We start from the raw sequence: 23,989 nt of genomic DNA on the forward strand, positions 1-23,989 counted from the left end.
GGCCGATTCTCGCCCATATGTTTGCGCAGGACCATGCAAAGAAATTTCCTATACGAAGCGTATGGGAACGATCTGTTTACACGTGGGCAGCGAGTGTTCAGCGTGGCTGCACCGTGACGGGCGTGGGCGGGGGGCCCATGATGAAACGTGGGGTGTGGCGGGCAGTGGGACTGCTGTGGTGGCGCAGGTCCCAGCTAGTGAGGATGACGGCGAGGGCGAGGATCAGTTCGTTCATGGCGAAGGTGTGACCGATGCACTTGCGGGTGCCTGCGCCGAACGGGAAAAAGTAGCGCCTCTGTTCGGGTGTGACGTTTTCCCGATTCCACCGGTCGGGGTCGAACCGGTCGGGGTTCTCGAAGAGGTCGGGGTCGCGGTTCAGGGCGTACGGGCTGAAGACCACGGCCGTCTCCGGCGGGATGGTCCCCTCGGTCCAGGGCACGGGCGCGGTAGATATCCGGGTGCCCAGCCAGGCCGGCGGGTGGAGGCGGAGAGCCTCAGTGACGACCCGTCGCATGTAGTCGAGCCGGTCGATGTTCTCGTGGGCTGGGAGGCTGCCTCCCAGGACGTCGCGTAGCTCCTGGTGCAGGTCGCCAGCGACCTGGTACTGGTCGATAAGCCGGAGTGTCCACACCAGGGCCGCCGCCGTCGTCTCCACGCCCCCGAACACCATGCCGAGGACCTGGTCATGGACTGCCTGTTGAGGATTGGCCTCCTCTTCGCATGCCGGGACGACCTTGGACAGGACATCCCCAAAGTCCTCTCCGGCCGCGCGGTACTGGACAGTGACGCGGTTGATGGCCTGCCGGGTCCTGGCCATCTGCCGTTCATACCGCCGGTTGACCGGGAGCGGGAGCTTGGCGAAGAGCTGGCCTGGGAAGAGGCTCCGCACGTAGATGCCTTGGCTGATGTCATCGAGTCCCGAGGCGAGCACGCTGGCCGCGTCGGCGGCGGCCGGCGCGGAGACCAGCGACCGCGTCACAGCAAGTGCGGCAAGGCGGTGCGCTTCGCGGTCAAGCCGGACAGTCTGGCCGGGCTTCCAGGAGGTGGCGACCTCGACGGCCGCCTCTCGTATGACGTCCGAGTAGGCCGGCATGCGAGAGGAGTGGAAAGCAGGATTCATCAGAGGGCGTTGGCGAGCGTGTTCACCGGCTGGGCAGGTGACCAGGTTGTCGCCGAGCGTGTCCTTCATCGACTCCGACAGTGGCCCCCCCTTGTCGAAGAGGTGTTGGTCGTCGACATGGATCCGGTGGGCCAGCCGAGGGCTGGTGACTGCGAGGACGTCGCGGCGTGCGACGCGCAGACGTACCACCGGGCCATGGCTGGGTAACCGCCGGAAAAAGGCGAGCGGCGAGCGGGCCATGTGCGGGAGGTGCCCGAGCAAGGGCACAGCACCGGGGACCGTCGGAAAGGGCAGAGCAGGGGCGGTCATGGTGTCCTCATGTCGCAGGGAGCGCTCGCTGGCCGCACAGTGCGGGCCGGGCGCCATTGCCAGAGTTGGAGCCTACTGTCCGTGCCGGTGTTCACCAGCGCCGAGTCGCTCGACCAGCCCGAGCACAGCGGGCCACACATCGCTGGCGCACTGAGTCTGTTGGCCCCCGGCCTGTCGTCAACGATGCGTTGTTTTTAGACCGTTAGGGGCGGCGTGCCGTCCGGTCGGCCCCCGGCAGATCACGCGCCGCTTCCGGATGCCCCAACCGTCGCAGCTCCCAGGCCACCCAAGCCCGCACGGCCGACTGCATCTCGACATCCACGGCCTCCAGCACCCGAGTAAGGAATTCTCCTCCCGACGGCGCTTCCTGGTCGAAAGCCGCAGCCAGGCTGACCACCGGGACGCGTGCTGTTTCCGGGTTGGGATCGACCGCAGCGTCACTGTCGAGGCGGTGATGGATCGCACGGAGTGCCGCAGCTCGCAGAGCCGATATCAGGCCGGCCTCCACCTCAGCGTCAGCTTCGCATGCGTCGTCAATGATCAGATCCCGCAGTTCGCTCGGGACATTCAGGCCGACGAGGTCGGATGTGCGGGGGTACCTTCGCCCCTTCACCTCCCTCCACAGGTCGTCGAGCACGAGCATGTCCCGGACGTTGCACAGCTTGCCGAAGGTGAGCAGGAGAGGGACCGATGGCTCCCGGCGCCGCCGTTCGTAGTTCTCATAGGTGATGGGCGCGACGCCCAGGCTGTAAGCCATGTCTGGTTGTGTGACCCGGGTGGTGGGCAGAAGCGCCAGTTGCTGCGCGCTCCAGCCGGACTCACAGAGGACGGAGGCCATCACCTCGGGGTCCGCCGATTCTCGCAGGACTCGCATCCGAGACTTCCCTCTCCCCACAACAGCCTCCTAAGCAGCCACAAACCGGTTGCCACCGTAACGGTGACGCCCCGGCCAGACCTCGAGCGGGGCGAACAACCGTACACAGAGCTCTCCTTGTCCATCTATTTCCCCTGCTGGATTGAATTTTGGGAAATGTGCATCTTTGCTCCGCAGGACCAGGGTGGGATGTATCGCGGCGAAGCGAAGGAAACTTGTGGCCCGTTCCTCCGATCCGTGTACTACGCTCTCGTGGCCCGCAAAAATGCTCGAAAGCGCTACGCCGCCCGGGGAACTCCATGACCCACTCAGACAGCCGTGAGAAATGCCCCCGCGTACCTCTGCGCCGAGGCCTGCGCGGCTCGGCGCAAGCGCTCCCCCGACGGAGCCAGAGATGACCGGCGAGCCCGATGAGGCAAGGCGCTCTCCGTCAGCGCCGCCGATCACCGCCGCAGAGCTCCTGCGCACGCACCGCATTCGACTCGGGTACAGCAGCCAGGAGGCGTTCGCCCACGAGCACGGCTACAGCCACCGCAGCTACAGCGACATGGAGAACGGCGGGCGGATCAGCATGGGGGCCATGTACGCGTTGCGTGAGCACCTGCAGATGAGTCCTGAGGCCAAAGACCAGCTGTTCCAACTGGTGACCGGAGCGCCTCCAGCGCTCAAGGCGCTCGAGGTCGACCCCGTACTCGACCGCATCACTGCGCGGTGGGCAGACGTCCACGTGCACACCCAGCTGGACCCCGTCATTCTGATGGATGGCGGATGGAATCTGCGGCACTTCAACCGGGCCTGGGCAGAGATCGTCGACGACGTTCCGCCTCACCCCGACGACCACCCCCTGATCAACCCGATGCGTTTCCTGCTATTCCACCCAGATGCCGCACGTATGCACCCCGGGGAGAAGTGGCTCGTCACCGGTGTCACCCAGTTTGCCCAGCACTACGACCTGCACCCGGATAACCCCTACCTCCAGGACATGCGCCGACGCATCCGCGAAAGCGATCTCTTGGAGGACATCTACACCAATCGCGTATGTCAGGAACTCACCGACCGAGGCACCGACGTTATCCTCCAGGCTGACGTCGATGAACGGACGGTGATGATCCACGGGGAGGCATGGACGATCCTGCTCACCACCATGATTCCCTGGCATGCCCGGCACTATGGCTATCAGTTGATGAAGCTGAGCCTGATCGGCCGCGGGTCGGCCGGCAGCGACACGCCAACGAGCGTGCCATCAAGGCAGTGTTCACCGACCGCCGGCTCTTCCAGCGTGAGACACGCCGCTGCCGTCACCCACGAGCCGCTCGATCGTCCCTCGCCCGACCGTGCCCTGACTGCCGGCCAGCTCCTGCGTACGTACCGCCACCGGGCCGGGCTGAGCCAGGATGCCGTCCTGCGGTTCGCGAACCTGCCCGTAAGAACAGCTCGAACGCTCAGAGCTTGGGAGGCCGACAAAGCGGCTCCCAAACCGGAGTACATCCCTCGTCTGGCTGCCGCCCTGAACATGAGCGTGTGGGTGCAGCAATACCTCGAGATCCTGGTCACCAAATTCGACCCACCCACCCTCGGCGTGCGGGGAGGCCCGGGAGTGGAAGCGCGCTGTGCGCGGTGGGCACGGCAGCACGTGGCGGACCAGGCGAGCCCGACCATCCTGACGGATGGCGCCTGGAATGTGATCCACTGCAATTCCGCCTATCGCCGGCTCTTCCACCACGTACCCGAGGACCCGCTCAGCCACCCCACCGTCAACTGGCTGCGCTATTTGGCGTTCTGCCCGGACGCCCGCGAAACCCTCGTCGACTGGTACGAGAACTGGCTGATCCCGGGCATGGCGGACTTTGGAGCCACGCTGATGCGCCATGCCAAGGCACCCCATCCTGAGCATGGCGCGCTCCTCGAAGAGTTCAAGGAGAGCCCCCTTCTGTGGGACGTCTACACGCAGCGCGCCCGCCAGGGGCTAGAGGGCTCAGGTACTATCTTCGCCACTCAGGGCGACGGAGATGTACGCAGAATACGCATCCCCGCCCGTGGTGACACCACCGGCGCCCGCATGGAAATTTCCGTCCAAATAACTGCCGGAATTCCCCTTCACGGAAAACCGTTCGGCTACCGACTGACCAGTCTCACGCCCTGCGACTGACCCGCGGCTCATCCGTGCCCCCGGTGCGGTCGTGCAGGTAGGCGCTCAGCTTGAGCAGGGTCTGCGGGCGGTGGGCATGAAGCCGCGATGCCTCCGAGCGCCGCCGGAGGCACTATCCAGGTGAAACAACGTATCGGGTCCTACCCGTGTGTCCGCGTCGAGGGTGGCGGTCGCGGGGTGGTTTCGCAGGCCGGCGGGGTGCTGCTGATCGAGACGGTCCGCAAGACCGGTCTGGATGCGGTGATATCGGCAGCGCTTGAGCCGTGGTGGAAGGCTCGGGCGGTGCACGATCCTGTCAAGGTCCTGCTGGATGTGGCGCTCGCGGTGGCGCTGGGCGGGGACTGCCTGGGAGTACGTCCTACCCGACAGTCGGCACCGCTACGTCGGCCGCCTCGATGCCGCAGGACTGCACTTCGACTCAAAGAAGGCAGCCACCAAGGCAGTTGCCGACCTCATGCCAGCCCTGCGTAGTCACCTGGCTCAACAGAGCCTGACTCAGCCTGAATTCACCATGCTGCACCCTGGATGTCCGAGGATCATCGAGGATGCCGAGCGGGCGCTCGGCCTGGGACCACAATCCCGATCCGCACGCGGACAAGTTGACCCGCCATGCCTGGGCCACGCTGCGCGAGCAGGGCAATCTCGGCGGTGTAGCGGTCATGGCCGTGCTCTCCCGAACCCACGACGACCCACCGGCCGACGGCGCGCGCGGGCTGCTACTCGGCTTCGGCCCGGGCTTCGTCGCAGCAGCCGCCACGGCTACATGGCTGGCGTGAGGTTGTCTCCAGCTCACCGCGACGCCATGCCCCTCCTCAGCGAGGAAGCCTGGCCGGGCACCGAAAGGCCGCACACCCCGTCTCAATACCCGTCCGATCGGTGAAGGTGTGTACTGCGGACCGAAGCACCACTCCTGTGGTGCGGTCGGCGGCGGCCCTGTTCGGTACTGCTAGCTCAGACGCCGGAGCGTCTATGTGTCAAGGCTGAGGTCATGAAGCCGTCTTCGCGGGTTCCGCCGAGCTTGAGGTGCCGCTGGACCATCACCGTGGCGAAGGCTTCGGCCCTCCGCTCGTGCGGGCTGTCGTAGTGGGAGCGGGCAAGGACCTTCCGCACAGCCTCAGGATCAAGATCAGGGAGCAGCTGGCGAACAGCCTCTGCCATAGTCACGGCCTGCGAAGCCTCGTGCGAGTCCGGCTCCTCGTCCCACAGGTGGTACAGCTCGTGGAGAGTGGCATGAAGGCGGGTCAGCTCACTGGCGTTGGAGTCCACCACGATGAAGTCCACCCTCCTGCCACGGGCACAGAACCCCGACACCTTCGCGGGCAGAGGCTCCTCCGAAATCACGATCGGCCGGCCCCGCTTCTGAGCGACCGTCGCGACCAGATCCTGCATGTCCTGCACTCCCGACAGGCCCAGATCCCGACGGATGAGCCTGGTGACTTTCCACGCCGACAGCTTGATGGCCAACTGGCTCTGGAACGCAGTGCACAGCGAACGCGCGAATCGGACGAACCGGGGGCCGCTGGAAGCTGCTGGCTGCACATGACAGCCGCCAACGGCCCCGTGCTGGCCTCCCGACGTCTCGCACATTCTCTCAAGTCACCTGTCTCATTGCCGGGTTGGTGGCGGTCTGGCGAGCGCGGCGGCTTGAACGCCGAGTGGTGGTCCCCAACCAGCTCACGGGATCCGGATGCCGCTACGCGACAGTCTGATCACGTTGCGCACAGGTGACCGTCCGATGCACACCCTAACCCAAGGATATGTGTCTCGACCCATGGCATTTTCCGGGTGTCAAACCAAAGATCTGTGGCATCCTCCTCCTGGACGACAGACCCGCCCCGACTCTTCACAGGAGGCTTCATGCCGCGCAGGGACAACGCCCCAGAAAGTGGGGAACTGTCCATGGATCAGGCTCTCAATCTGCTCTTCAAGGCCAGCACAGGGCCGTCGGGGAAGGAGTACACCAACAAGCAGGTAGCCGACGACATCAATGAGCGGGCAGGGCGTAAAGCCATCTCCGACGAGACCATCCGCAAATTGCGGCACGAGGGAAGCCCGAGTCCCTCACTTGACAAGGTGAGCCTCCTGGCGGACTTCTTCCACGTACCCCTCGACTACTTCCGCACGGGAAAGATCCAGGAAGAGGTCATCGGGGAACTCAAGAAGAGGCTGCATCAGAAGGAGGAGGCGGAGCGACAGCGCAAGGCTCAGGAGGCTGAGCGGGAGCGGCCCGACGAGCACGTCCAGTTCCTCGCGCGGACGTTCGACGGGCTCACGCCCATGAGTCAGGGACAAGTCCTGGGCTTCATTAAGGGCCTGGAGGAGGCTCAGAAGGCCCGGGAGCAGCAGGATGGCGGGTGAGCGGACTGAACCGCATGCGACTTCCCGCACCCTTCACCACTGCGTCCGTCCGCCCGTCACACGGGAGAGGAGTAATCCCATGGCCGTGCTGCCCCCCACTTCGCGCCGTCGCGTTGCATCAGCGCTGAGCGAGTTCCGCATCCCCTATCCGCTCACCATAGACACCCTGTACCAGGCCATCCAGGAGCAGCGTGACCGGCCGTTGATCCTGCATCGCAGCCCCTTTCCGTCCCGCCTTGAGCAGCCGTGCGGGCTGTGGTGGCCGGATGAGGAGGGACGCGACAACGTGTGGGTCAACCCGATCGCCGTGGGAGTCCAGGCCGTCCAGTCCCTCGCGCACGAACTGGGGCACATGCTCCTTGAGCACCCGCCCTTGAAAGTCCGCCCTCCGGCGGCCGAGATGACACCACCTCCGGAACCGGAAGAGGAGGAGTCCGGGTTCAAGTGGTTGAGTCCCGCATTCCTTGAGGGTTCCCTCCTCGGAGTCAGAACTCGCTCCCGAGTCAGCCGCCGCGATCCCACGTACGTCCTCCACGAAGAGGAAGCGGAAAATTTCGCCGGCCTTCTGCGCCGGCAGGCCATGGTGCAAAGCCGCGACGAGAAGCACGGCGACCCCATGCTCAACCGGCTGTACCGCAGCCTCTAGCGCAAGTGAATCCCTGTGATCCATGACTTCATAGCCCTGCTCATGGCCGTCCCCCTGTGGACGGCCGTCATATGGAGATCCAAAGGTCTCCTCAACACAAGAGGGCAGAGATCCCTCTGGTGCTGCTTCCTCTTCCTCGCGATCGGCGCCACCCTGCGGCTGGCCGCCATCGAAACGTGGGTCATCGACGTGACCGGCGTGGAGGAGGTCGTTTCCGTCAGCAAGCATGTCGCGATCATCATGGCGGGGTTGTTGATGCTGCGGTGGTGCGACGCCTCCGCACCGGACCCTGAACCGACCCCCATGTGGCGGAAGTTGGCCCATGACCGGCCGCGCAACATCCTCGCGGTCGTCGCGATTACGCTCGCCATCGCTACAGCTCCGCTGGCCTCCCCCTCCATCCTCGAAGGTGACCACCGTGTCTTCTTGGAGGCGCAGTACGGCCACGCGGGCGGAACGCTGTCTCTCGCGGCGTACATCGTGGTTTCGGGGGTCTCGATGTACATGTCCGGCTACCTGAGCACCATGGCGGCCCGGAAGGACGGCAAGCGCCTCCTCAAGATCTGCATGACGATCTTCACCACCGGCTGCTGGTCCGGCGCGGCTTACTTCACCTTCGTTGGCGTGTACTTGGCGTACGGACTCACCGGAGCATCCGCCCCGCTGTCCCTGTCACTGGTCCAAGTGATCGGGAACCTGCTCCAACTCGTGTGCATCGTGGCGCTGGCCGTGGGCTCTTCAGTTCGTGGGTTCGACAGCGTCATGAACCTGCGCCGCTACCGGCGCTGGCTCATCCAACTGCGGCCTCTGTGGAAGGCCCTCGCCTCCGTACTCCCGGCTGACGCCATCGAGAAGGTGTTGGACGAGAACACCTCACTGGCCCACGACCGCCGGAGCCTGCGCGGCCTGTACAACCGGCTCGACCAGCGCATCCTGGAGATCACTGATGGCGCCGTGCCGCTGGCCGCCTGGATTGAGGCCAAGCTGCCCGGGCGTGCACTGGCCGCCTCCAAGTCGGAAGGCCTCCGCGGTGATGACGCCCAGGCCGCAGCCGAGGCGTATGCCCTATGGATAGCGCGACGGCACTACGATCAGCGGCAAGACCCCAGTGAGACACCCTCCGAAGTCGCACCGCTGACCCTGTCCAACGATACGGAGGAGAGCGCTGCGTGGCTGGCCCGAGTCTCGTACCACTACAAGCAGAACGAACTGATGGCCGCCATTAAGAACCGCATCGACGCCGTGGAGCCGGCATGAGTACCACCACGGAGTCCCGCCGCGCCCGGCTGGTCACAGACGGCCTCAAGCCAGCCAACGTCCTCATCGTTGAATGCCTCGCTCTCGGCGCCGCCCAGGACAGCCCCTGGACCGGACTGGCGTGGGCGCTCCTCGGTCTGCTCTTCTCGGCCGTGATTCCGATGGCCTACATCAAACGGTCGATGCGCAAGGGCCTGGTCAGCGACCAGCACGTGGGCAACCGGGCAAGCCGCATGACCGTCCTGCCGGTCATCATGGCCTCCGTCGCGGTCTGCCTCGTCGCCATGTACGCCGGTGGTGCGCCGCAGCAGATGAAGGCTTTGGTCCTGTCGATGATGGCGACCCTCATCGTGATCCTGCCGATCACGGCGTTCTGGAAGATCAGTCTGCACACGGCGGTGAGTACGGGGGCCATCGTGGTCATCGCAATCGGCGTGACCTGGTGGGCCGTGCTTGCCCTGCCGCTGGTCGGGCTGATCGGCTGGTCCCGGGTGGAGATCAAGGATCACACCCTCGGGCAGGTCATTGCCGGCACACTCGTCGGCTCTATCGTTGCCGGATCGGTCTTCGCGGCGTTCATCTGAGCCGGCTCACCTACGAAGGGCCCCAACAACTCGCTCTGCTGGGGCTCTTCTGTATTTCCGTTCCGTCCCGTTCTAGGTCAGTCCGGAATCGGTCGTCATCCACCTGGCCGTCCCAATTCCGAGGAGCCATGACTGACTCGGCGTCTCGATGAGGTCCCGGCAGGGGAACGCGGCCTCTGGCTACCGGCCCCGTCGGCAGTACTCACGGGTCAAGACCCGCAATGCGGCGGGAACCGAGGGGCTAGCGGAGTCACGCAGGACTGCCGGGCCCTTGGCGATCGCCGCATCCGCGGTGAGTATCTCCAGGGTGACAAAAGCCCGGATGAACGCACGGTGCGCCGGCGGTACGAGGGTCGGCAGCGTCTTGCTGTCGAGCAGGTCCCGGCGGGCCTGGTTCAGCGCCTGCTGCAGCATCGTTCGTGTTCCCGGAGTGTCGCGCCCCTGCTCAAGGTCCTCGCGGGAGACGTCGTGCTCTTTGAGGGTCTGCTCGGGAAGCCCAAGTCGCCCCTCGTCCAAGTCCTCGGCGAGGTCGCACACGAAGTCGAGGCGCTGACTGCCGTCGATGTAGGACCGGCAGGAACGCCGGACTTGAGCCGCATCCGCGTCCGGCGACACGAGGAGGCCGGCTACGAGCATGAACGCCGGCAACGAGTAGGCGTCGACATAGTGCTGGTAGTCCGTCTCGTCTGTGAAGCCCACGAAGTCCCGGTCCATGGGAGCCCCGGCGAGGAACTCCTCGACGTGGGTCCGCAACTGTGGGTGGGCGGCGATGGTGTGGAGCACGGGACGGAGTACGGGATGTGAGCTCTCCCCAGTCGTCAGGCCACGGCGGACCTCCTCCTCCCACTCGGCATATGCGTCATCGGCAGGCGAGGGCATGGGAGTGGCGTCGAGCAGTGTGTCGGTGTGATGCATGAACGCGACAGCAGCGATGACGTGCGGTACGAGAACTGGCGGCAGCAGCAGACGTATTGCCACGTATGTGTGCCGACGATAGCCAGCAACGAGGCCACGTTGCTGGGTGTAGTCGTGCCTCAACTGCGGGCTGTTGATGCCGGCGGTATCGAGGGTCTTGTTCCATGTGCGCATGCCGACGATCTCCCTGCGGGTGGATGGTTGAGCCCCGAGCCTAGTTCTCTCCCGTCGGCTCACCGGGAACGGATGATGCGCAGTCCGGCGAAATCCTGCGGCTCGGCCTCACTACCGCCCAAGATGAAGGCCAGCGGTAGCACCACGACTCCGAAGAGGAAACCTCCCAGCCACCGGGCCACGGCCTGGTGCACCCGGGGCCGGCCGCCGTCTGCGCGGCGGACGACGCGGGTGCCGACGAGCGCCTTTCCCACGCTTCTGTGCGCCAGGCAGACCATAACCACGTGGTTGAGGAAGGATGCGATGAGCGCGCCGACCGCGAAACCCGCCAGCAGTTCACTGCCCACGGCGCCGGAGGCGCCAAGGATTCCGCTCTCGCGTACCCCCACGTAGACGACTGCCGACACCAATCCGCAGCCCGAAAAGAACACTCCATCTATCACGGCCGAGGCATAGCGGCGCCCCAGACCTGCCGTGTTGTCGACGTGCGCGACCGCGCTCATGTTGTGTTCCCCCCTCAGTCCGTACTCCGCCACACCGTACCCATCGCTGTCGATTGCTCGCCGGCAGGGGAGAGCCGTCGGCTCGCCTGCCGGCGAGCAATCGGTTCCTGAGTTGGTGCCTCAAGACTATGGAATGGACACGGAAGAGGGGGTTACCAGGCCGTGGGGGTGGTCAGCTCGGAGAAGGGCTGGCGGGGAGCCCGGGGAAGGCCGAACTGCCGACGGGCCTCGTGGACGGCGGCGAGTTGGTCTGCAGTAGCCGGTTCCCAGTCGAAGAGTTCCGTGGCTTGTTCTCGGGTGGCCAGAATGCGGGTGTAGGTGTGGCCGGTGGCCGGATCGGGCTGTGCGGGGCCGACGTTGGTGAGTGCTGCGGCGTAGCGCAGGTATCCGCGCTGCATGCCGGGACCGGTGACGTATCCCAGGAGTAGGGGGCTCCCGATACGGGCAACTGCCTCCGCTTCGGCTTCGCGACGCAGGGTAGAGGCGGGGTCGTCCTGGTCCTGCACCTCGGGGGCACCGCCGGGCAGGATGGCGACTCCGGTGTGGGGTTCGAGGAGGACGAGGACGCGCCCGTGGTGGCGATGCAAGCCGGGGCTGATCTCGGCGCGTGGCGCGGGAATCCCGATCCTGCGGCCTCTGACTTCGGCTCTGATCGCGGGAACGGTGCCGTTCCCGCTACTGGAACAGCACCGACACGTCGATCCACAGGAGCACGGCGAGCGCGGCGGCGACGCCGAGCGCGGCGCAGCCCGGCACCAGCACCGGCGCGAGGTCGTCACGGCCTGCGACCGTGGCCGTACGCTGGGGGTCCGCCGGGTCGTAGTGGACGGTGGCGCGGTATCCGACTTGGGTGTACGGGGCCACGGCGTCCTCGGTGTAAGTGACGCGCTGGCCTTCCCCGGTCACGAACGCGAAAATGTGGTAGCGGGACCCATCCATGTCGGTGGAGTTCGAGGCGATGTCCCGGACCTCGATGCACTCGGCCACGGCGGCCTTGCCGTGCACGACGACCCGACGCATCCGCAGGAGCCGCCGCACGAGATAGGCGAGCAGCGAGGCCAGGCCGATGGTCGGCAGCACCAGCAGTGCCACGATGGTCAGCGTCTCCGTCATGCGTCCGTACCTTTGACGATCTTTGGGCCCTGGGTGAATGCAGAGCACGACGATGTTGGCCCGCCCAGGACCGTACGAGAGAGTAGAAGGATCTGGTCCGCTTCCCGGAAGGGCTCCCGCCAGGCTGTCCCCCCCCGCTCCCCGTAGAGAGCCCGCCCTGTATCCCGCCCATGTGCTGTACCCAGTTTGCCCGGTAGTACCGCAAGCACCTTGAGCGTGCTATTTGCCCTCACCCTGCAGTGATCCCAAGCCCGGTGGCCCGGAAGAAGCCGTGGGGGGAGCCGAGTTGGATGCCCTTCGCGACGAGGCCCTCAGGATCGGTGAGGCCGCGGGCGGCAAGTTCACCGACGATGAGCGCGGCCACCTCACCGGGAGTGCTTTCGGTCGGCTTCTTGAACTCGGCCTTCCAGCGGCGTCCCGACTGTTCCCAGCCGAGCGCACTCATCTCGATCGCATCGTCGGCGAGGCCGCCTGTACGGCTGCCGATGCGGAGCAGGATGCCCTTGGTCGTGTCGAAGGCGAAGGAGAGGCCGCCGCTGATGCCGCTGCCGGCGATCGTGAAGGTCACCTTCTTGCCGGGTTGTTGGACGGGGAGCTGCTCGATCCACGTGCTCAGCAGTGTCTCCAAGGCTTCTTGAAGGTGCGGCAGGGTCAGCGCCAGTCGGCCTCCCGGCAGGTACTCCGCCGTGTCACCCGGCCCGGAGAGGACGAGTTGCCAGTTGTAGGGCAGCAGCGGGAAGTCGCTGGGGCCGCCCGGCCCCGCAGCCGGTCCTCCGTGCTCGAATGTCGACAGTTCCTGATCTTCGAGTTGTTCGGCGGGGCTGGTCTCGATCCAGACGTGCCGAAGGTCCGCCCGCAGGCGCAGGACCCGCGCCTCGGTGCCGGAGTTCCTCCAGCGGACATCTGGCCCGTTCGGACCGCCACCGAGGAGGGTCGGTTCGCCGATGGCGCCGCAGACGGCCCGGAAGATCTCACCGAAGATGAACCGGCGTCGTTCCAGGTCCGGGGCGTCGGTGAAACGGTACAGGTGCAGGCGGTTGTAGTTGTCACGCTGACCAGCAGGACCGAGGAAGACCACCTCGCCGTCCCTGTCGGCGGTCCGGACAAGGGCTCGGGCCTGTGCTTCGTCGAACTCGGCGGACCAGGTCGGCGTCTTGGTGATGCATTGTTCGATGGCCGAGCGGTCGCACATTCCGGTGGCGTCATCGTGCAGCAGGGGCACAAGAGCCGCGATTACAGGGGGGAAGTCCGATGGGAGATGTTGGGCCTGGTGCTCGACGGGCTGGACGGACACCCAGGCACGCCGCTGGTTGCTCTGCAGGAGCATGGTGCGCTCCTCGGACTGCCAGCGCAGACCAAAACCGTCGGCGGCCGCCAGCACGGGCGTGGGCCGGCCGATCCCCGAGAGTATTTCGGCTAGTTCCTGCAGGGCTGCTGCCCGTTCTGCCGGAGTTGCCTGGAAGCCGAACTCGATGAGCGGCAGTCGCGCGCGGCCGAAGTGCGGGCTCTTGGGGATTCGTGTGTCGAAGAACAGTTCCGGACCGAGGGAGGCGTGCAGTTCGGTGGGTTCCAGGCCGACGACGAGGAGGTCGGCGAACTCCCGCCGGATTTTCCAGTCCGGGTGCCCATCCACCAGGCGCTCCACGGCGTCGCGGGTCCAGCACCCGTTGGTGTCGTGCAATATCTGTGCGTGCCGCAGAGTGGATGCCCGGCTGGTCACCCAGCCGACCGTGTTCGAGGTGTTCATACAGCGGATCATGTCAGTCGCCTCCGACATCACACCGCCTACCTGGAAGCCTCCGACCGGCCGGTCAGCGCCGAGTGCGAGCCCTGGCACGACCTGATCACCGGCATCGCCGTTCCGCGCTGCCGTGCACGACGTCGCCGACCGCCTGCGGTCGATGCGCCCGCCGCGTAACGCAATGCAGGCCCCGCTGGTCGCCCGAGGCGACGTCAGCAGGGCCTGTGTGTACGACAGGTCAGACCGCGGGAAGCGGGTCTGCGGTGCCCGGGTACGGGCCGTAGGTCTCGTCGCAGTCGCTCCTCCCTGCGAGCATGACCACCAGCCAGATGACGCCGATCAGCGGGGCGAAACTGAGCAGGCACCACCATCCCGAGCGGCTGGTGTCGTGGAGCCGACGGACGGTCACGGCCAGGTTCGGCAGAACTGTCGCGAGCGTGTAGATGAGCACGGGCGGATATGGCGCATGCAGATCCCAGCAAGTCGCTTGCGAGGAGGCGAAGTTGATGGTCGTCTGGCGACGAAGGCGGCGCGCTTCGAAGGCGCGCGATGCGACGACGTTGGGAGGCGTCATGGGCGGCAGCCGCGGTGATCAGGACGGGCAGGTAGGCGGGGACTCATCGAGCCCGGGCGACCCCGGGAACCCGATGCCGGCCCCCGAGCCGGAGCCGGATGATGACTGATGCCCCTGCGGAGGACCGGCTGGCAAGCCTGGCCGCGGAGTTGCGCGCCGAGTGCGCGGCCGAGATCGACTGCCGGACAGTGGGGCATTTCAATCACCGGCCGTGGCTGCGGCAGACCTTCCTGAAGGTGCCGCGCGAGTACTTTGTACCGGACCAGGTGTGGTGGCCGACGCCGCGCGACGACGGACTCCACCATGTGATCGACCGTCGTGAACGGCCCCGTGCCTGGCTCAAGGGGGTCTACCGGCCCCGCGCATCCCTGATCACGCAGGTCGCCGACGGCGCAGTGCTACCGGAGGACGGGCCCACGGACGCGCCGTTCACGAGCGCCGTGTCCTGCTCGGCAGTCGTCGTCGACATGCTGCACTACCTCGACCCCGGGCCCGACGACACCGCACTGGAGATCGGCACCGGTTCGGGCTACAGCACCGCGATCCTGGCGCACCGGGTCCGGCCCGAGAGCCTGGTGACGATCGAGATCGACGAGCAGCTCGCTGATCGCGCCCGCAAGGCGCTGGCCGGTCTTGGTCTTCACCCGACGGTCGTCGCCGGCGACGGCGAGGCTGGATATCCGGTCCGCGGGCCGTACACGCGGATCATCTCCACCGCGGCCGTCCAGGAGATCCCGCAGGCCTGGCTCGACCAGGCCGCGCCCGGCGCGATCGTGGTCGCCCCGCTTCACGGACCCTTCGGCCACGACGCTCTGCTCCGACTGGTCGCCGACGGGCAAGGCGGCGGCACCGGTCGGCTTGTCACCGGCGTCGCCTTCATGAAGATGCGCGGGCAGCGTGCCGATCGGTCGTTCGCGGAACTGGGCTGGCCGACGGCCGACGGGCCCTGGCCCGCGTACGCCGATGCCGACTACCGCGTCACCGTTGGAGGCGGACGGCAACAGATTCAGATCCACCGAGCTAGCCGGACGTGATGCGGCCCCCAGGTCGTAATCTGGGAGCCTTGCGTGAAGACATCCCCGGCGTCGGCGGGGAGCACGCGTTCATTGCTCATGAAGCGATTCATCCCGGCCACCGGGGAGAAGCGGCGCGTCAACCAACATGCCGGCAGGCCCCGTTGCATCGCAGTTGTTACCGACGAGGGGCCTCACAAAGGCCGCTGTTCGCGGGGCCGATCGCGTGAACAAGTAGGTCCGCGGCTCGCCCCGGTCGGATACCGTGGCCTCCCCGCAGGGCGCACGCAACCGCTCTGGGTGAGTCCGGCGGGGTAGAGATACAGGGCGAGCCCCCAGTCACTTCATCTGACTGGGGGCTCGTCTACTGCGGGGTGGGTCAGACGGTGCTCGACGCGTAAGCGACGAACCGCTGCCACTGCTGGACAGAGACACTCAACATCGGCCCGGCGATGTTCTTCGAATCACGGACGTGAACGGCCTCAGGGCGAGTCGCCACCTCGACGCAGTCGCCTCCCTGGCTTCCGCTGTAGCTTGATTTGAACCACGCCAGGTCGCGCGTGGTGAGTGGTTCGGCCTTGCTCATAGCTCTCCCGCCATCTCTTCGGTCAGGTCCTTCAGGCGCTGCAACGAGTGCTCCGCGCTTAGGGCTTGGGTCCGAAGAATGCCATAGCGCTGCTCCATCTCACTCACCCGCTTCGGGTCAGCGATGAAGCGGCCGCCGCCCTGCCACTCGACGTATCCGAGGTTGGTGCCGTCGTCCGCTTCGAGGAGGGTCATCGATCCGTCGAACCCGGCGTGGCTGCCTCTGCGAGTCTCCAGCACCTGAATCGTCACGTTCCTCATGCCGGCGCATGCGACCAAGTGCTCGAGTTGCTCGCACATAGCCTTCTTGCCGCCGGTCGGTCGACGCAGGACCCACTCCTCAATTACGAAGCCCAGAGTGGGTGAGGGCTTCCTGGTCAGAAGTTCCTGTCGCTCGATTCGACCTGCGACAAGGCTCTCGACCTCATCCTCGTCCAGCGTCGGCACGTATGAACTCAGAACTTCCCTGGCGTACGCCTCGGTCTGCAGGAGCCCGCTGACTACCTGCGTCTCGTACTTATAGATCTTGCGCGCCGCCGCTTCGGTGAGTGCGTACTTCTCGAACCAGTCTGGGTGGTGGCGCTTGGCCATGTCCTCGACGATCGCGACGAGAACACCTTGGGCGTCCAGGGCGCTGTCGATCTTCTTCACGTACTTCAGCACAGGCTTGCGATTCCCGAGCTCGACTCCACGGATCTGGCTCTCGGAGTAGCCAGCCCGTTCGCCCAACTCGTTTTGGGTCAGCCCGCGCATTTCCCGTAGGGCCCGCTGCTGGCGGCCGAAGAGCTGCCAGGCCAGCGGCCTGTCACTGTCGCGAGTGTCGTAGTCGTCGTACCCGTCGTCCACGCTCACATCATGGCTCCCTTCTCCACATGAACTGACCGCACAGACCGGTCAAAAACTCGGCCCCACCGATCATTTCGCTTTGTAGCGCTCTGTGAACTGGCTAACACTATCGGCGCCGAGCCAGGGTGATACCCATGACGAAGGAACCCGACGCGCCCCAACTCCCGCTCATGAAAACCGAGTTGACCGAACGTCAGATCGATATCTATCGGCCTGGGTGGGTTCCCGAGACAGGGCATGCCACGTGCAAGGCGGGGGTCTACTGGGACGCCATTCGCATCCCCGGCGAGCGCGGCCGCGAGGTCGCCGACGGCATGGAGAACGCGCTCGACGGAGCGTCCCCGGGCCCGGTGATCTGGAGCAACACCGGCCGCTACGTCCTGTGGTTCCTCGTTGCACGCGGCACTGCCCAACTGCACCGCTGGCCCCCGGGGGTCACCGTCTACACCCACGACAGCAGCGAACACATCAGCATTCCCGGAGCTGGTGGCCGTACGCACCCGGTGCAGTGGCTAGCGAGACCTACCCGGGAGCGCGAGTTCATCGACGTGAACCAGCTGCACAAACTGGTCTGCCAGCTCACCGGCTGGCCTAGCTCCGAGGGGGCGCAGTGACGGCCCTTCTCAGGTACGAGTCTCTCCCGCTCCTGACTCCCAGCCAGCGACACGAGGGCGCGGTCTACCTTGCCCGGCGGTTGAACGCCCTCGTCTATGCCGGAGGCCGCATCCGCGGGTGCCTCGACGTCGATCCGGCCATCCGGTCCCGTCTCGACGACTCGATCCGCCGCGGCCAGGAGGCCGGTGACAGCCTCGCGCGATGCGCCTACCGGCCCACCGGGCCGCAACTCACCGAAGTGTTGGAGGCTGCCGGGACGCTCGCGGACAGCATGAAGGCCGCCCAGCAGCCGAGGAGCGACCGGTGACGACACTCATGACACAGCACCAGCCGATCGGTCCTCCCCGCGAATTCAGCCCCGCCACTACCGATTTGATGAAGCGGCTCGTGGCGGGTCTGAAGGCATACGAGACGCCGGCCGAATTTGCGGAGCGAGCTCGCATCACCCGGCGCCGCCTCCACGAGGCGGTTCGCACCCTCGCCCTTGTTCCGTCGCCCAGCCCGGAGCTCGTCACAGCCCACTGGCGTGCCCGGCAGATGCTCCTGATGTACCCGGCTGACCGGAACCGGCCAAGGCCCAAATACGTGGCCGCGCTGTCCCAGCGCCTTACCGACCTCCTGGTCCACCGCGTCGCGGCCGCCGCGTACACGTGCACGCCTGAACTGCATGACCTGACGTACCTCCACCGCCGTCTCGTACGGGCAGGCGAGGAGCACGCGGGTTCCGTGCGCGTCATCCTCGACGACCGCAGCCTGCACGAGTGGCCGCTGTCGCTCCGGCCTGGCTGGAAGCGGGTCCAACGCCTGGTCGAGGACCGGCAGATCGGCATGCTGCTCGTCGACTCAGCCGACGCGCTGGTCCCGCCAGAAGAGATACGCGATCCCGGCTGGGACCGCCAGAGGATCGAGGCGAGGCTGGCGAGTTGGGGCATACGCCTGGTCTGCCTCGCCGACGCCGACAAGGCGAAAGGCGGTGCGCAATGACGCTCCTCGTCTTGCTCCACCAAGCTCCTCGGATCCACCATGCTCTACTCGCTCTGGGCCTACGGCGTACTGCCCGGCTACGGAGTCTGGCTCGTGTGCGCGGTACGGCGTGCACACCGCCGGAACGCCTCGCCTTGTTCCGCCCCGCGCAGCCCAGCGCCGGCAGCACTACCTCAAGGGTTGCGCAGGATTCCCGCTGCTGTGCCTGGGGCTGATCGCCTCGACCTTGATCTGGACCGGCCGCGTCCCCTGACCCCGTCTCCTCCATAGAGCGGTCGTCTCCCCGGCATCGCTGGCCCCCCGATGCGTGCCCGGGAGACGACCCGACGAGCCCATCGCCTCGTGGCCGTCAACGGGCGGCGCATGTGCGCGAGAGATGGGCGGCGGCTTCGCTCGCCCACTGCCCCGAACCGGCAGCAGCGGAGCCGCCCGGCCTTCGCCGACCCCGGAAGTCGGCGAAGGCCCGCCGCTCTTCCATTGCGGTGCGCGGCACGACTTCACTGCCCTGATTGCGACCTGCGCCGTTCTGCGCACCCGCCCCAACTCCTGGAGCTCGACATGACCTTCGCCCTTGGCCCCGGTCCCGTAAACCCCGCTGGCTCTGCCCTCGCGGAAGAACCGGCGCCCGAGACCCCCGCGCCCGACAGCGCCCCGACCCAGGACGACCAGCAGGACCAGTAAGCCCGCCGCCCGGCACAGCGGGCACAGTCCCACACCACCCCAGATCTTCGTCTTCCCGCCGGTTGCCGGGGCCCGATGCCCGTGACGAGGCCCGGACGGGGAGACGGAGCCCCAGCCCCGGTGCAGCGCGGCCACCACACCATGCGGTCGTCCTTCGGCGGCCGCGCTGCACCGGGCCCGAACTCTCGCTCTTTGGCCCCCGAGAAAGGGGAATCTGATGAACAATCTCGTCTCGGCTGCCGCCCGGTCCTGTTACCGGCCCGCGACTGGACGACGGGTACCGCTCGCCACGCGCGCCGCTGCTCAGCGCAACGGGAACATGCCCTCAGCCCTCGACCGCGTCACCGCAGTGGGTGACACTGCGCCGTCGGCCTCCGCATTTCAGTCCGCGCTCTGACCCCGGCCCGTCCGTCCGGTGGCCGATGGCCGGGCACTGCCCGCTTGTACGACTCCGTCTGGGGAAGTGCGCGCGGCACCCGGCACGTCCCCGTGATGGCTCAACTCGCGCGCGACGAGCTGGACCGGTTCGCCGCCCTTGCCTCCCGCCTTCGTCACTCATCGGAAAGCCACAGCCTCATGTCCGCTTCCCTGCTGCCCGGCTACGTCTCCGACGAGCTCAGGGCTGCCTGCTACGACCTCGACACGGCCCTGTGGGCCGCCGGCCTCTCGCCCGTCACGGACATCGGCGCGAGCACACACGCTCAAGCGGTGACCGTCCGCGTCCAGCCGCCGCGTCTGCCCGGCACCACCCCGCAGCGGCAACTCGCTCAGATGAAGCGGCTGCTGCGCGGTCACCGGGTCGCTGTGCGGGTCGAGTTCTGCCCGGAACCGTATCCCCGGTTGAGCCTGCACTTCGACACTGCCGAAGCCGTGCGTCGCCTGACCACCGTCATCGCCGGCCACCTCTCAGGCCTCGACGCCGTCCGCTACCGCCTACGCCTCGCGGCCCGCTCCGTCGGCGTCAACTGGTACTCCCGCATCCGGCCCCACGCCATCTGGCCCAGCGAACTGACCGCAGGTCAGACCTTCGCCCTCTACAGCACCCTGTTCCCTCAGCCCGACGACACAGAGTTCGAACCGGAGGACGACGAGGCGGTCGAGGAGATGCTGGAGGCGTTCACACGGGCACTCGCCGGCATCGGCGTGAGCCTCTCCATGTGGCGGAGCGCTTGTTGCCCGCACGACGTCGAGTTCCACGGGCTCAGCGAGGAAGCAGCATCCCGGCTCGCCGACGCGCTCACTCGGTGCGGCCGCGATCGTCGTGCCGCAACCCCGTCACCCGAGGAGACGCCGTGATCAAGGGAGCACCTCAGGCACTGGGCATGCGCCATATAGGCAGTGGCCTGGCCCATCTGCTGCACGCGGCCCAGGAATGTGACCGCATAGAGGACCCGCTGCCGGGATGGATGTTCCGTCTCGCGTTGTGCGAGCGCATCGCCACCACGTACATCATCTCCGCGGGACGGTCCATACCTCCACTCGCCCGCACTCGCGAGTACGCGGCGGAATTCCGCAAAGCGGGGTGGCCGGAGTATCAGGCCGAGCTGAAGGCATCCCTCGACCGGACTCTGCCGGTGCCCGGCCGGCAGGTCACGGTCCTGCTCGACGAGTTACTCCTGGCGCGTCACGTCGGCGGAGCGGCGGTCATGGCTGGGCAGGTCGGCCACCTGATCGACCAGGCCGAATCACGCGCTGCCAGCATCCTGGTCGTTCCGCCCACCTCCGATACACATGTTCCGGCTTCCACACTCGGCCATCTGCTCCTGCCAGGGGATCTCTCCCTATTCACGGAGGAAGACAGCGACTGCGTCTCCTACTCTGCCGGCCCGGACGCGAGCGCCGAGCGCAAGCAGCTCGTCGAGGCCCTGCTCGACGCGGCTCTCCCCCAGCCGCAGAGCCTCGACCAGCTTCGGGAAATCCGGGACAAGTTCTCCCGCAAGGCAACCTGATGTGCAGAATCTGCACGCGGGATGCACGGTCTGAGTACGCCCCCTGGGGCCGTTCGTCCCGCCAGCCCTGCCCTGCCCGTGTCTACAACTGCCTGACCGGCGGAGTGGAGTCATACGAAGCCGACCGGGCGCTGGCCGAGAAGTTGATCGGCGCCGATGGCCTGCTCATCATGGCGACAGCGATCAATCAGGTCCACGCGCCGCTCGTCGTGCGCGCGCTCGCGCGCCGGGGCTTCAGCCAGTTCCTGGACCTGGGCTGTGGCTATCCCCCGTTGCTGGCCCGCGGGCGACGGCGCCACGACCCGCCGCTGATCAGCGAGGTGCTGGCCCCGTTCCAGACGGGCGCCGCGGTACTGCATGTGGACGTGGACCCCGTCGTCGCCGGGCAGGCGGAGTCGGTGATGGCGGGACCGTCCGGGAACCCGGGCGTCCTGTGTGCCGATCTCCTGCACATGGCCGAGCTCCTCGATCACCGTGATGTCGCAGGCCGCTTCGATTTGAGCCGCCCGATCGCGGTACTCCTCCACGACGTCCTGCCGTGGGCCGGTGACGACCAGGGGGTCGCCGATGCCCTTGCGGTGCTCCGCGACTGGCTGCCGCCCGGCAGTGCCCTCTCGATCACGCACGCCACCAGCGACCTCGACGACCCGACCGTCATGGCCCGGCTCACGGCCCTGTGGGCCGAAGAAGCAGCCGTGGCGTTCCGGCCGCGCCGAGGCACCGCAATCACTGCCCTGCTCGGCGACTGGCCGCTCATGTCTCCCGGGCTCGTCCCGACCGCACGCTGGCACCCCGGCCACCCCAAGCACGCCCAGCCCGCCCTCGCCTCGCGTGCCTACGCGGCCGTGGCGATCAAGCCCGGCGCGTCGCCATCGAGCGCCGCATGACCGCCCGCACCGGGAACTGGCTCTCCTGGAACCACGCGTCCGGACTGCCCCCTCTGCCCGTACTCCGTGAGGATTCGATGAGCACGTTGGAAGACGCCGCCGTCGTGTAGCCCCAAGGCAGGGCTGCCCCCGGAGCCGATCACCGCCGGCCCCCGGCCGGCGGTGTCGAGTTCGACCGCAACGCCGCGGCGCGCAGCCGCTGATGCTCCGCGAACCCTGTGTCCCAGGACTGAGAAGTCAGCGGCACTGCAGCACTCCTCATCAGCACGATCAACTCCCTATCCGGACGGAGATCCACCGTGACGAACCTCGGCATCCCTTTGGTGCCCGCGCAGACCGAACTCCAGGTCGGCGACGGCCTGACGTTCTCCACCAGCGGCCACCACTTCAACGCCCCCGACGCGCTCGACGTCGAAGCCCTCGCCGCCGCCTCCGTGGCTCCGCTGTCGGTGATCCTCCAAGTCACCAAGCGGTGCAACTTCGACTGCACCATGTGCTCCGAAGTCCTTCAGATGCCTGACCCCACCCTGAAGGACCTCGAAACGATCGCCACGAACCTGACCGTCAAGAACAGCGACGGCGCCCTCCACCAGATGCGGGTGTTCCAGTCCGGAGGCGAACCCATGATGCGCAAGGACTTCGGCGACATCATCGACATGTACCACGAACACGGCTTCCTCCAGGCCGTACCGACCAACGCCACCTACGGCCTGGACCACGCCCGCCGGATCGCGGACAAGATCCTGTACGCCAACGTCGGCTTCGAGGGTCCGCGCGCCACGTTCCAGCGCATCCGCGGGGACTACGACCTGACCATGGCCGGCATTCGCGCGCTGAAGGACGAGGGCATCCCGATCTCGATGTCGACGGTCGTCACCCGCTCCCTGCTGTCCGCCCTGCCGTACATGGTGCAGATCGGCGACGTCCTGGAGGCGGGCAAAATCAAGTTGATCATGCCGCTGCGCAAGGGCAACGCGCTGAAGATGCCAGAGCACGAGTTCATCACCAACGCCGAAGCCGAAGCGACCTTCCAGCGGCTGGTCGCCGAGCGGACCACCTACAACTGGTCCCCGGCCATCCGCCTGACGACCTGGACGCCCGCTAACGAGGGCCACATGATCGTGGTCGAGCCCAACGGCGTCGCCCGCGCCTGGCCCGTCTACGACGCCCCCGACCTATGGCTGCCGCTCGGCAACCTCCTGGAAGAGCCAGTCACCGCGATCTGGGAGCGCTACCCGTTCAAGGTCAACCACTTCAACAAGTACCTGGGCCGCACCATCTCCGCCACCCCGCACGGCCTGGCCCAGGTGAAGTGACATGCTCGAACTCACCAACCTGAACTGGCCAGTGACTCCGTACGGCAACACCGGCCAGATCATCCAGCGCCCCCGCCAACTGCTCACCGGCATTGCCACCCTGTGGGCCGACGACAACGGGCTCGTCCTGGCCGGCGCGGCCGCCGTCTTCCTCGACGTCCACCGCACCAAAGCAGTCCCGGTCACCAACGGTCTGTTCACCTTCGGCTACCGGGCCCTGGCCTGTCAGGGCCCCGAGGACTGCGAAGCGATCCGTCAGGCCCTCGATGTCCTGCTCGTCCAGGCCCGCCGGGACGCCCCGGCGCTCGCCTGGCACGCGGCCGACGACGACCTGCACTGTCTGCGCGTCCTGAATCCGCCCAGCCCGGGCGCCATCGGTCTCGACGACGCCTGGAAGCAGCGGACTTCGCCAGGCAAGGGCATCGCCCGGTGCATCGACACCGCCAACGATCTCGGCCCAGCCGGTCTGCTCAGTGACACGGCTGCCACCCACGGCCTACCGCTCGGCCCCGCCCTCCTCCCACTCCAGAGCACGGACCACATCCAGCAGTGCTACGAGGAACTCGCCGCGGGAGAAGGCGCTCCGGCCGCGGCCCAGGGACTCGCGGCCGGAGCGCTCGCCCAGGCCCTCACCGTCGCACTCCTCGGCGGCCGCCACGCGGGTTTCCTCACCTGGGAGACACCGCCCAGCGTGTACGACGCGCTGGACGGCGTCGCCTGGAGCGAGTTACCTGTCCTGTTCCCCACCAACACCACGGCGTAGCCCAGTAGCGTCGCCCACCGGGTCCCGGACGGT

At 66.9% G+C, this 23,989-nt stretch carries 26 protein-coding genes and 1 pseudogene; 16 read left to right on the top strand and 11 right to left on the bottom strand.

Annotation, left to right across the window (positions count from 1 at the left end):
• Nucleotides 1-97 precede the first annotated feature (97 nt).
• A complete protein-coding gene (locus ADK54_RS09945; protein WP_078966258.1) occupies nt 98-1,486 on the bottom strand; it encodes a cytochrome P450 in 1,389 nt (462 codons plus the stop codon).
• A 145-nt stretch (nt 1,487-1,631) separates the two neighbouring features.
• Nucleotides 1,632-2,186, bottom strand: a complete 555-nt coding sequence (locus ADK54_RS09955; protein ID WP_159047702.1) for a hypothetical protein — start codon at nt 2,184-2,186, stop codon at nt 1,632-1,634.
• 511 nt (nt 2,187-2,697) lie between these two features.
• Here ADK54_RS09955 and ADK54_RS09960 point away from each other — a divergent pair.
• The 3 genes and pseudogenes from ADK54_RS09960 (at nt 2,698) to ADK54_RS09965 (ending at nt 5,228) form a co-directional block, all read left to right on the top strand.
• On the top strand, nt 2,698-4,452 hold the full coding sequence (locus tag ADK54_RS09960) for a helix-turn-helix domain-containing protein (protein ID WP_053725201.1): 1,755 nt from the start codon (nt 2,698-2,700) through the stop codon (nt 4,450-4,452).
• A gap of 120 nt (nt 4,453-4,572) precedes the next feature.
• Nucleotides 4,573-4,800 (top strand): annotated as a pseudogene (locus ADK54_RS43170) (transposase); the annotation flags it as partial.
• Between the two features lie 197 nt (nt 4,801-4,997).
• Nucleotides 4,998-5,228 carry a hypothetical protein gene (locus ADK54_RS09965; RefSeq protein ID WP_053725202.1) on the top strand — a complete coding sequence of 77 codons (231 nt, stop codon included), beginning with the start codon at nt 4,998-5,000 and terminating at the stop codon, nt 5,226-5,228.
• A 175-nt stretch (nt 5,229-5,403) separates the two neighbouring features.
• Here the strand turns inward: ADK54_RS09965 and ADK54_RS09970 are convergent, their stop codons facing one another.
• Complete coding sequence (locus tag ADK54_RS09970) at nt 5,404-5,916, bottom strand: CUE domain-containing protein (RefSeq protein WP_159047703.1); 513 nt, start codon at nt 5,914-5,916, stop codon at nt 5,404-5,406.
• A 435-nt stretch (nt 5,917-6,351) separates the two neighbouring features.
• Between ADK54_RS09970 and ADK54_RS09975 the strand changes: the two genes are divergently transcribed.
• From ADK54_RS09975 to ADK54_RS09990, 4 genes are all read left to right on the top strand, one after another.
• The gene (locus ADK54_RS09975; RefSeq protein WP_159047704.1) at nt 6,352-6,810 is read left to right on the top strand and encodes a hypothetical protein; all 459 of its coding nucleotides are present in this window, start codon (nt 6,352-6,354) and stop codon (nt 6,808-6,810) included.
• Nucleotides 6,811-6,889: 79 nt separating this feature from the next.
• On the top strand, nt 6,890-7,456 hold the full coding sequence (locus tag ADK54_RS09980; protein WP_053725205.1) for a hypothetical protein: 567 nt from the start codon (nt 6,890-6,892) through the stop codon (nt 7,454-7,456).
• A gap of 15 nt (nt 7,457-7,471) precedes the next feature.
• Nucleotides 7,472-8,713, top strand: a complete 1,242-nt coding sequence (locus tag ADK54_RS09985; protein WP_053725206.1) for a DUF6545 domain-containing protein — start codon at nt 7,472-7,474, stop codon at nt 8,711-8,713.
• Complete coding sequence (locus tag ADK54_RS09990; RefSeq protein WP_063801930.1) at nt 8,710-9,297, top strand: phosphatase PAP2 family protein; 588 nt, start codon at nt 8,710-8,712, stop codon at nt 9,295-9,297. The genes ADK54_RS09985 and ADK54_RS09990 overlap by 4 nt, the downstream gene beginning before the upstream one ends.
• Before the next feature lie 180 nt (nt 9,298-9,477).
• Here the strand turns inward: ADK54_RS09990 and ADK54_RS09995 are convergent, their stop codons facing one another.
• The 6 genes from ADK54_RS09995 to ADK54_RS43175 form a co-directional block, all read right to left on the bottom strand.
• Nucleotides 9,478-10,386 (bottom strand): phytoene/squalene synthase family protein, encoded by a 909-nt coding sequence (locus ADK54_RS09995; protein WP_053725207.1) that lies wholly within the window; start codon nt 10,384-10,386, stop codon nt 9,478-9,480.
• A gap of 59 nt (nt 10,387-10,445) precedes the next feature.
• The gene (locus tag ADK54_RS10000; RefSeq protein WP_078966259.1) at nt 10,446-10,889 is read right to left on the bottom strand and encodes an RDD family protein; all 444 of its coding nucleotides are present in this window, start codon (nt 10,887-10,889) and stop codon (nt 10,446-10,448) included.
• 152 nt (nt 10,890-11,041) lie between these two features.
• On the bottom strand, nt 11,042-11,476 hold the full coding sequence (locus tag ADK54_RS10005) for a hypothetical protein (RefSeq protein ID WP_199826917.1): 435 nt from the start codon (nt 11,474-11,476) through the stop codon (nt 11,042-11,044).
• Nucleotides 11,477-11,564: 88 nt separating this feature from the next.
• Nucleotides 11,565-12,002 (bottom strand): DUF3592 domain-containing protein, encoded by a 438-nt coding sequence (locus ADK54_RS10010; RefSeq protein ID WP_053725209.1) that lies wholly within the window; start codon nt 12,000-12,002, stop codon nt 11,565-11,567.
• A gap of 229 nt (nt 12,003-12,231) precedes the next feature.
• On the bottom strand, nt 12,232-13,749 hold the full coding sequence (locus tag ADK54_RS10015) for a hypothetical protein (protein ID WP_053725210.1): 1,518 nt from the start codon (nt 13,747-13,749) through the stop codon (nt 12,232-12,234).
• Nucleotides 13,750-13,981: 232 nt separating this feature from the next.
• Nucleotides 13,982-14,317, bottom strand: coding sequence for a DUF805 domain-containing protein (locus ADK54_RS43175; protein WP_078966260.1), 336 nt, complete (start codon nt 14,315-14,317; stop codon nt 13,982-13,984).
• A 101-nt stretch (nt 14,318-14,418) separates the two neighbouring features.
• Between ADK54_RS43175 and ADK54_RS10025 the strand changes: the two genes are divergently transcribed.
• The gene (locus tag ADK54_RS10025) at nt 14,419-15,351 is read left to right on the top strand and encodes an rRNA adenine N-6-methyltransferase family protein (protein ID WP_053725268.1); all 933 of its coding nucleotides are present in this window, start codon (nt 14,419-14,421) and stop codon (nt 15,349-15,351) included.
• 358 nt (nt 15,352-15,709) lie between these two features.
• On the opposite strand, the gene ADK54_RS10030 is transcribed toward ADK54_RS10025, so the two are convergent.
• Nucleotides 15,710-15,916, bottom strand: a complete 207-nt coding sequence (locus ADK54_RS10030; protein ID WP_053725212.1) for a DUF397 domain-containing protein — start codon at nt 15,914-15,916, stop codon at nt 15,710-15,712.
• The gene (locus ADK54_RS10035) at nt 15,913-16,767 is read right to left on the bottom strand and encodes a helix-turn-helix domain-containing protein (RefSeq protein ID WP_053725213.1); all 855 of its coding nucleotides are present in this window, start codon (nt 16,765-16,767) and stop codon (nt 15,913-15,915) included. The genes ADK54_RS10030 and ADK54_RS10035 overlap by 4 nt, the downstream gene beginning before the upstream one ends.
• Before the next feature lie 128 nt (nt 16,768-16,895).
• On the opposite strand from ADK54_RS10035, the gene ADK54_RS10040 reads away from it, so the two are divergent.
• The 8 genes from ADK54_RS10040 to ADK54_RS10075 all read left to right on the top strand — a co-directional run bounded on the left by ADK54_RS10040 (nt 16,896) and on the right by ADK54_RS10075 (nt 23,956).
• The gene (locus ADK54_RS10040) at nt 16,896-17,375 is read left to right on the top strand and encodes a hypothetical protein (protein WP_159047705.1); all 480 of its coding nucleotides are present in this window, start codon (nt 16,896-16,898) and stop codon (nt 17,373-17,375) included.
• Nucleotides 17,372-17,683 (top strand): hypothetical protein, encoded by a 312-nt coding sequence (locus ADK54_RS10045; RefSeq protein WP_053725215.1) that lies wholly within the window; start codon nt 17,372-17,374, stop codon nt 17,681-17,683. The genes ADK54_RS10040 and ADK54_RS10045 overlap by 4 nt, the downstream gene beginning before the upstream one ends.
• Nucleotides 17,680-18,360, top strand: coding sequence for a hypothetical protein (locus tag ADK54_RS10050; RefSeq protein WP_053725216.1), 681 nt, complete (start codon nt 17,680-17,682; stop codon nt 18,358-18,360). Before ADK54_RS10045 ends, ADK54_RS10050 begins: the two co-directional genes overlap by 4 nt.
• Nucleotides 18,361-19,617: 1,257 nt before the next feature.
• The gene (locus ADK54_RS10055; protein WP_159047706.1) at nt 19,618-20,337 is read left to right on the top strand and encodes a hypothetical protein; all 720 of its coding nucleotides are present in this window, start codon (nt 19,618-19,620) and stop codon (nt 20,335-20,337) included.
• A complete protein-coding gene (locus ADK54_RS45830) occupies nt 20,334-20,990 on the top strand; it encodes a Scr1 family TA system antitoxin-like transcriptional regulator (RefSeq protein ID WP_053725218.1) in 657 nt (218 codons plus the stop codon). Before ADK54_RS10055 ends, ADK54_RS45830 begins: the two co-directional genes overlap by 4 nt.
• The gene (locus ADK54_RS45835) at nt 20,990-21,877 is read left to right on the top strand and encodes an SAM-dependent methyltransferase (RefSeq protein WP_159047707.1); all 888 of its coding nucleotides are present in this window, start codon (nt 20,990-20,992) and stop codon (nt 21,875-21,877) included. The genes ADK54_RS45830 and ADK54_RS45835 overlap by 1 nt, the downstream gene beginning before the upstream one ends.
• Before the next feature lie 299 nt (nt 21,878-22,176).
• Nucleotides 22,177-23,193 (top strand): radical SAM protein, encoded by a 1,017-nt coding sequence (locus ADK54_RS10070; protein ID WP_053725220.1) that lies wholly within the window; start codon nt 22,177-22,179, stop codon nt 23,191-23,193.
• A gap of 1 nt (nt 23,194) precedes the next feature.
• Nucleotides 23,195-23,956 carry a hypothetical protein gene (locus ADK54_RS10075; protein ID WP_053725221.1) on the top strand — a complete coding sequence of 254 codons (762 nt, stop codon included), beginning with the start codon at nt 23,195-23,197 and terminating at the stop codon, nt 23,954-23,956.
• Nucleotides 23,957-23,989: the final 33 nt, after the last annotated feature.

The organism is Streptomyces sp. WM6378 (genome assembly GCF_001279695.1).
In the GTDB taxonomy this organism is placed as follows: Bacteria; Actinomycetota; Actinomycetes; order Streptomycetales; family Streptomycetaceae; genus Streptomyces.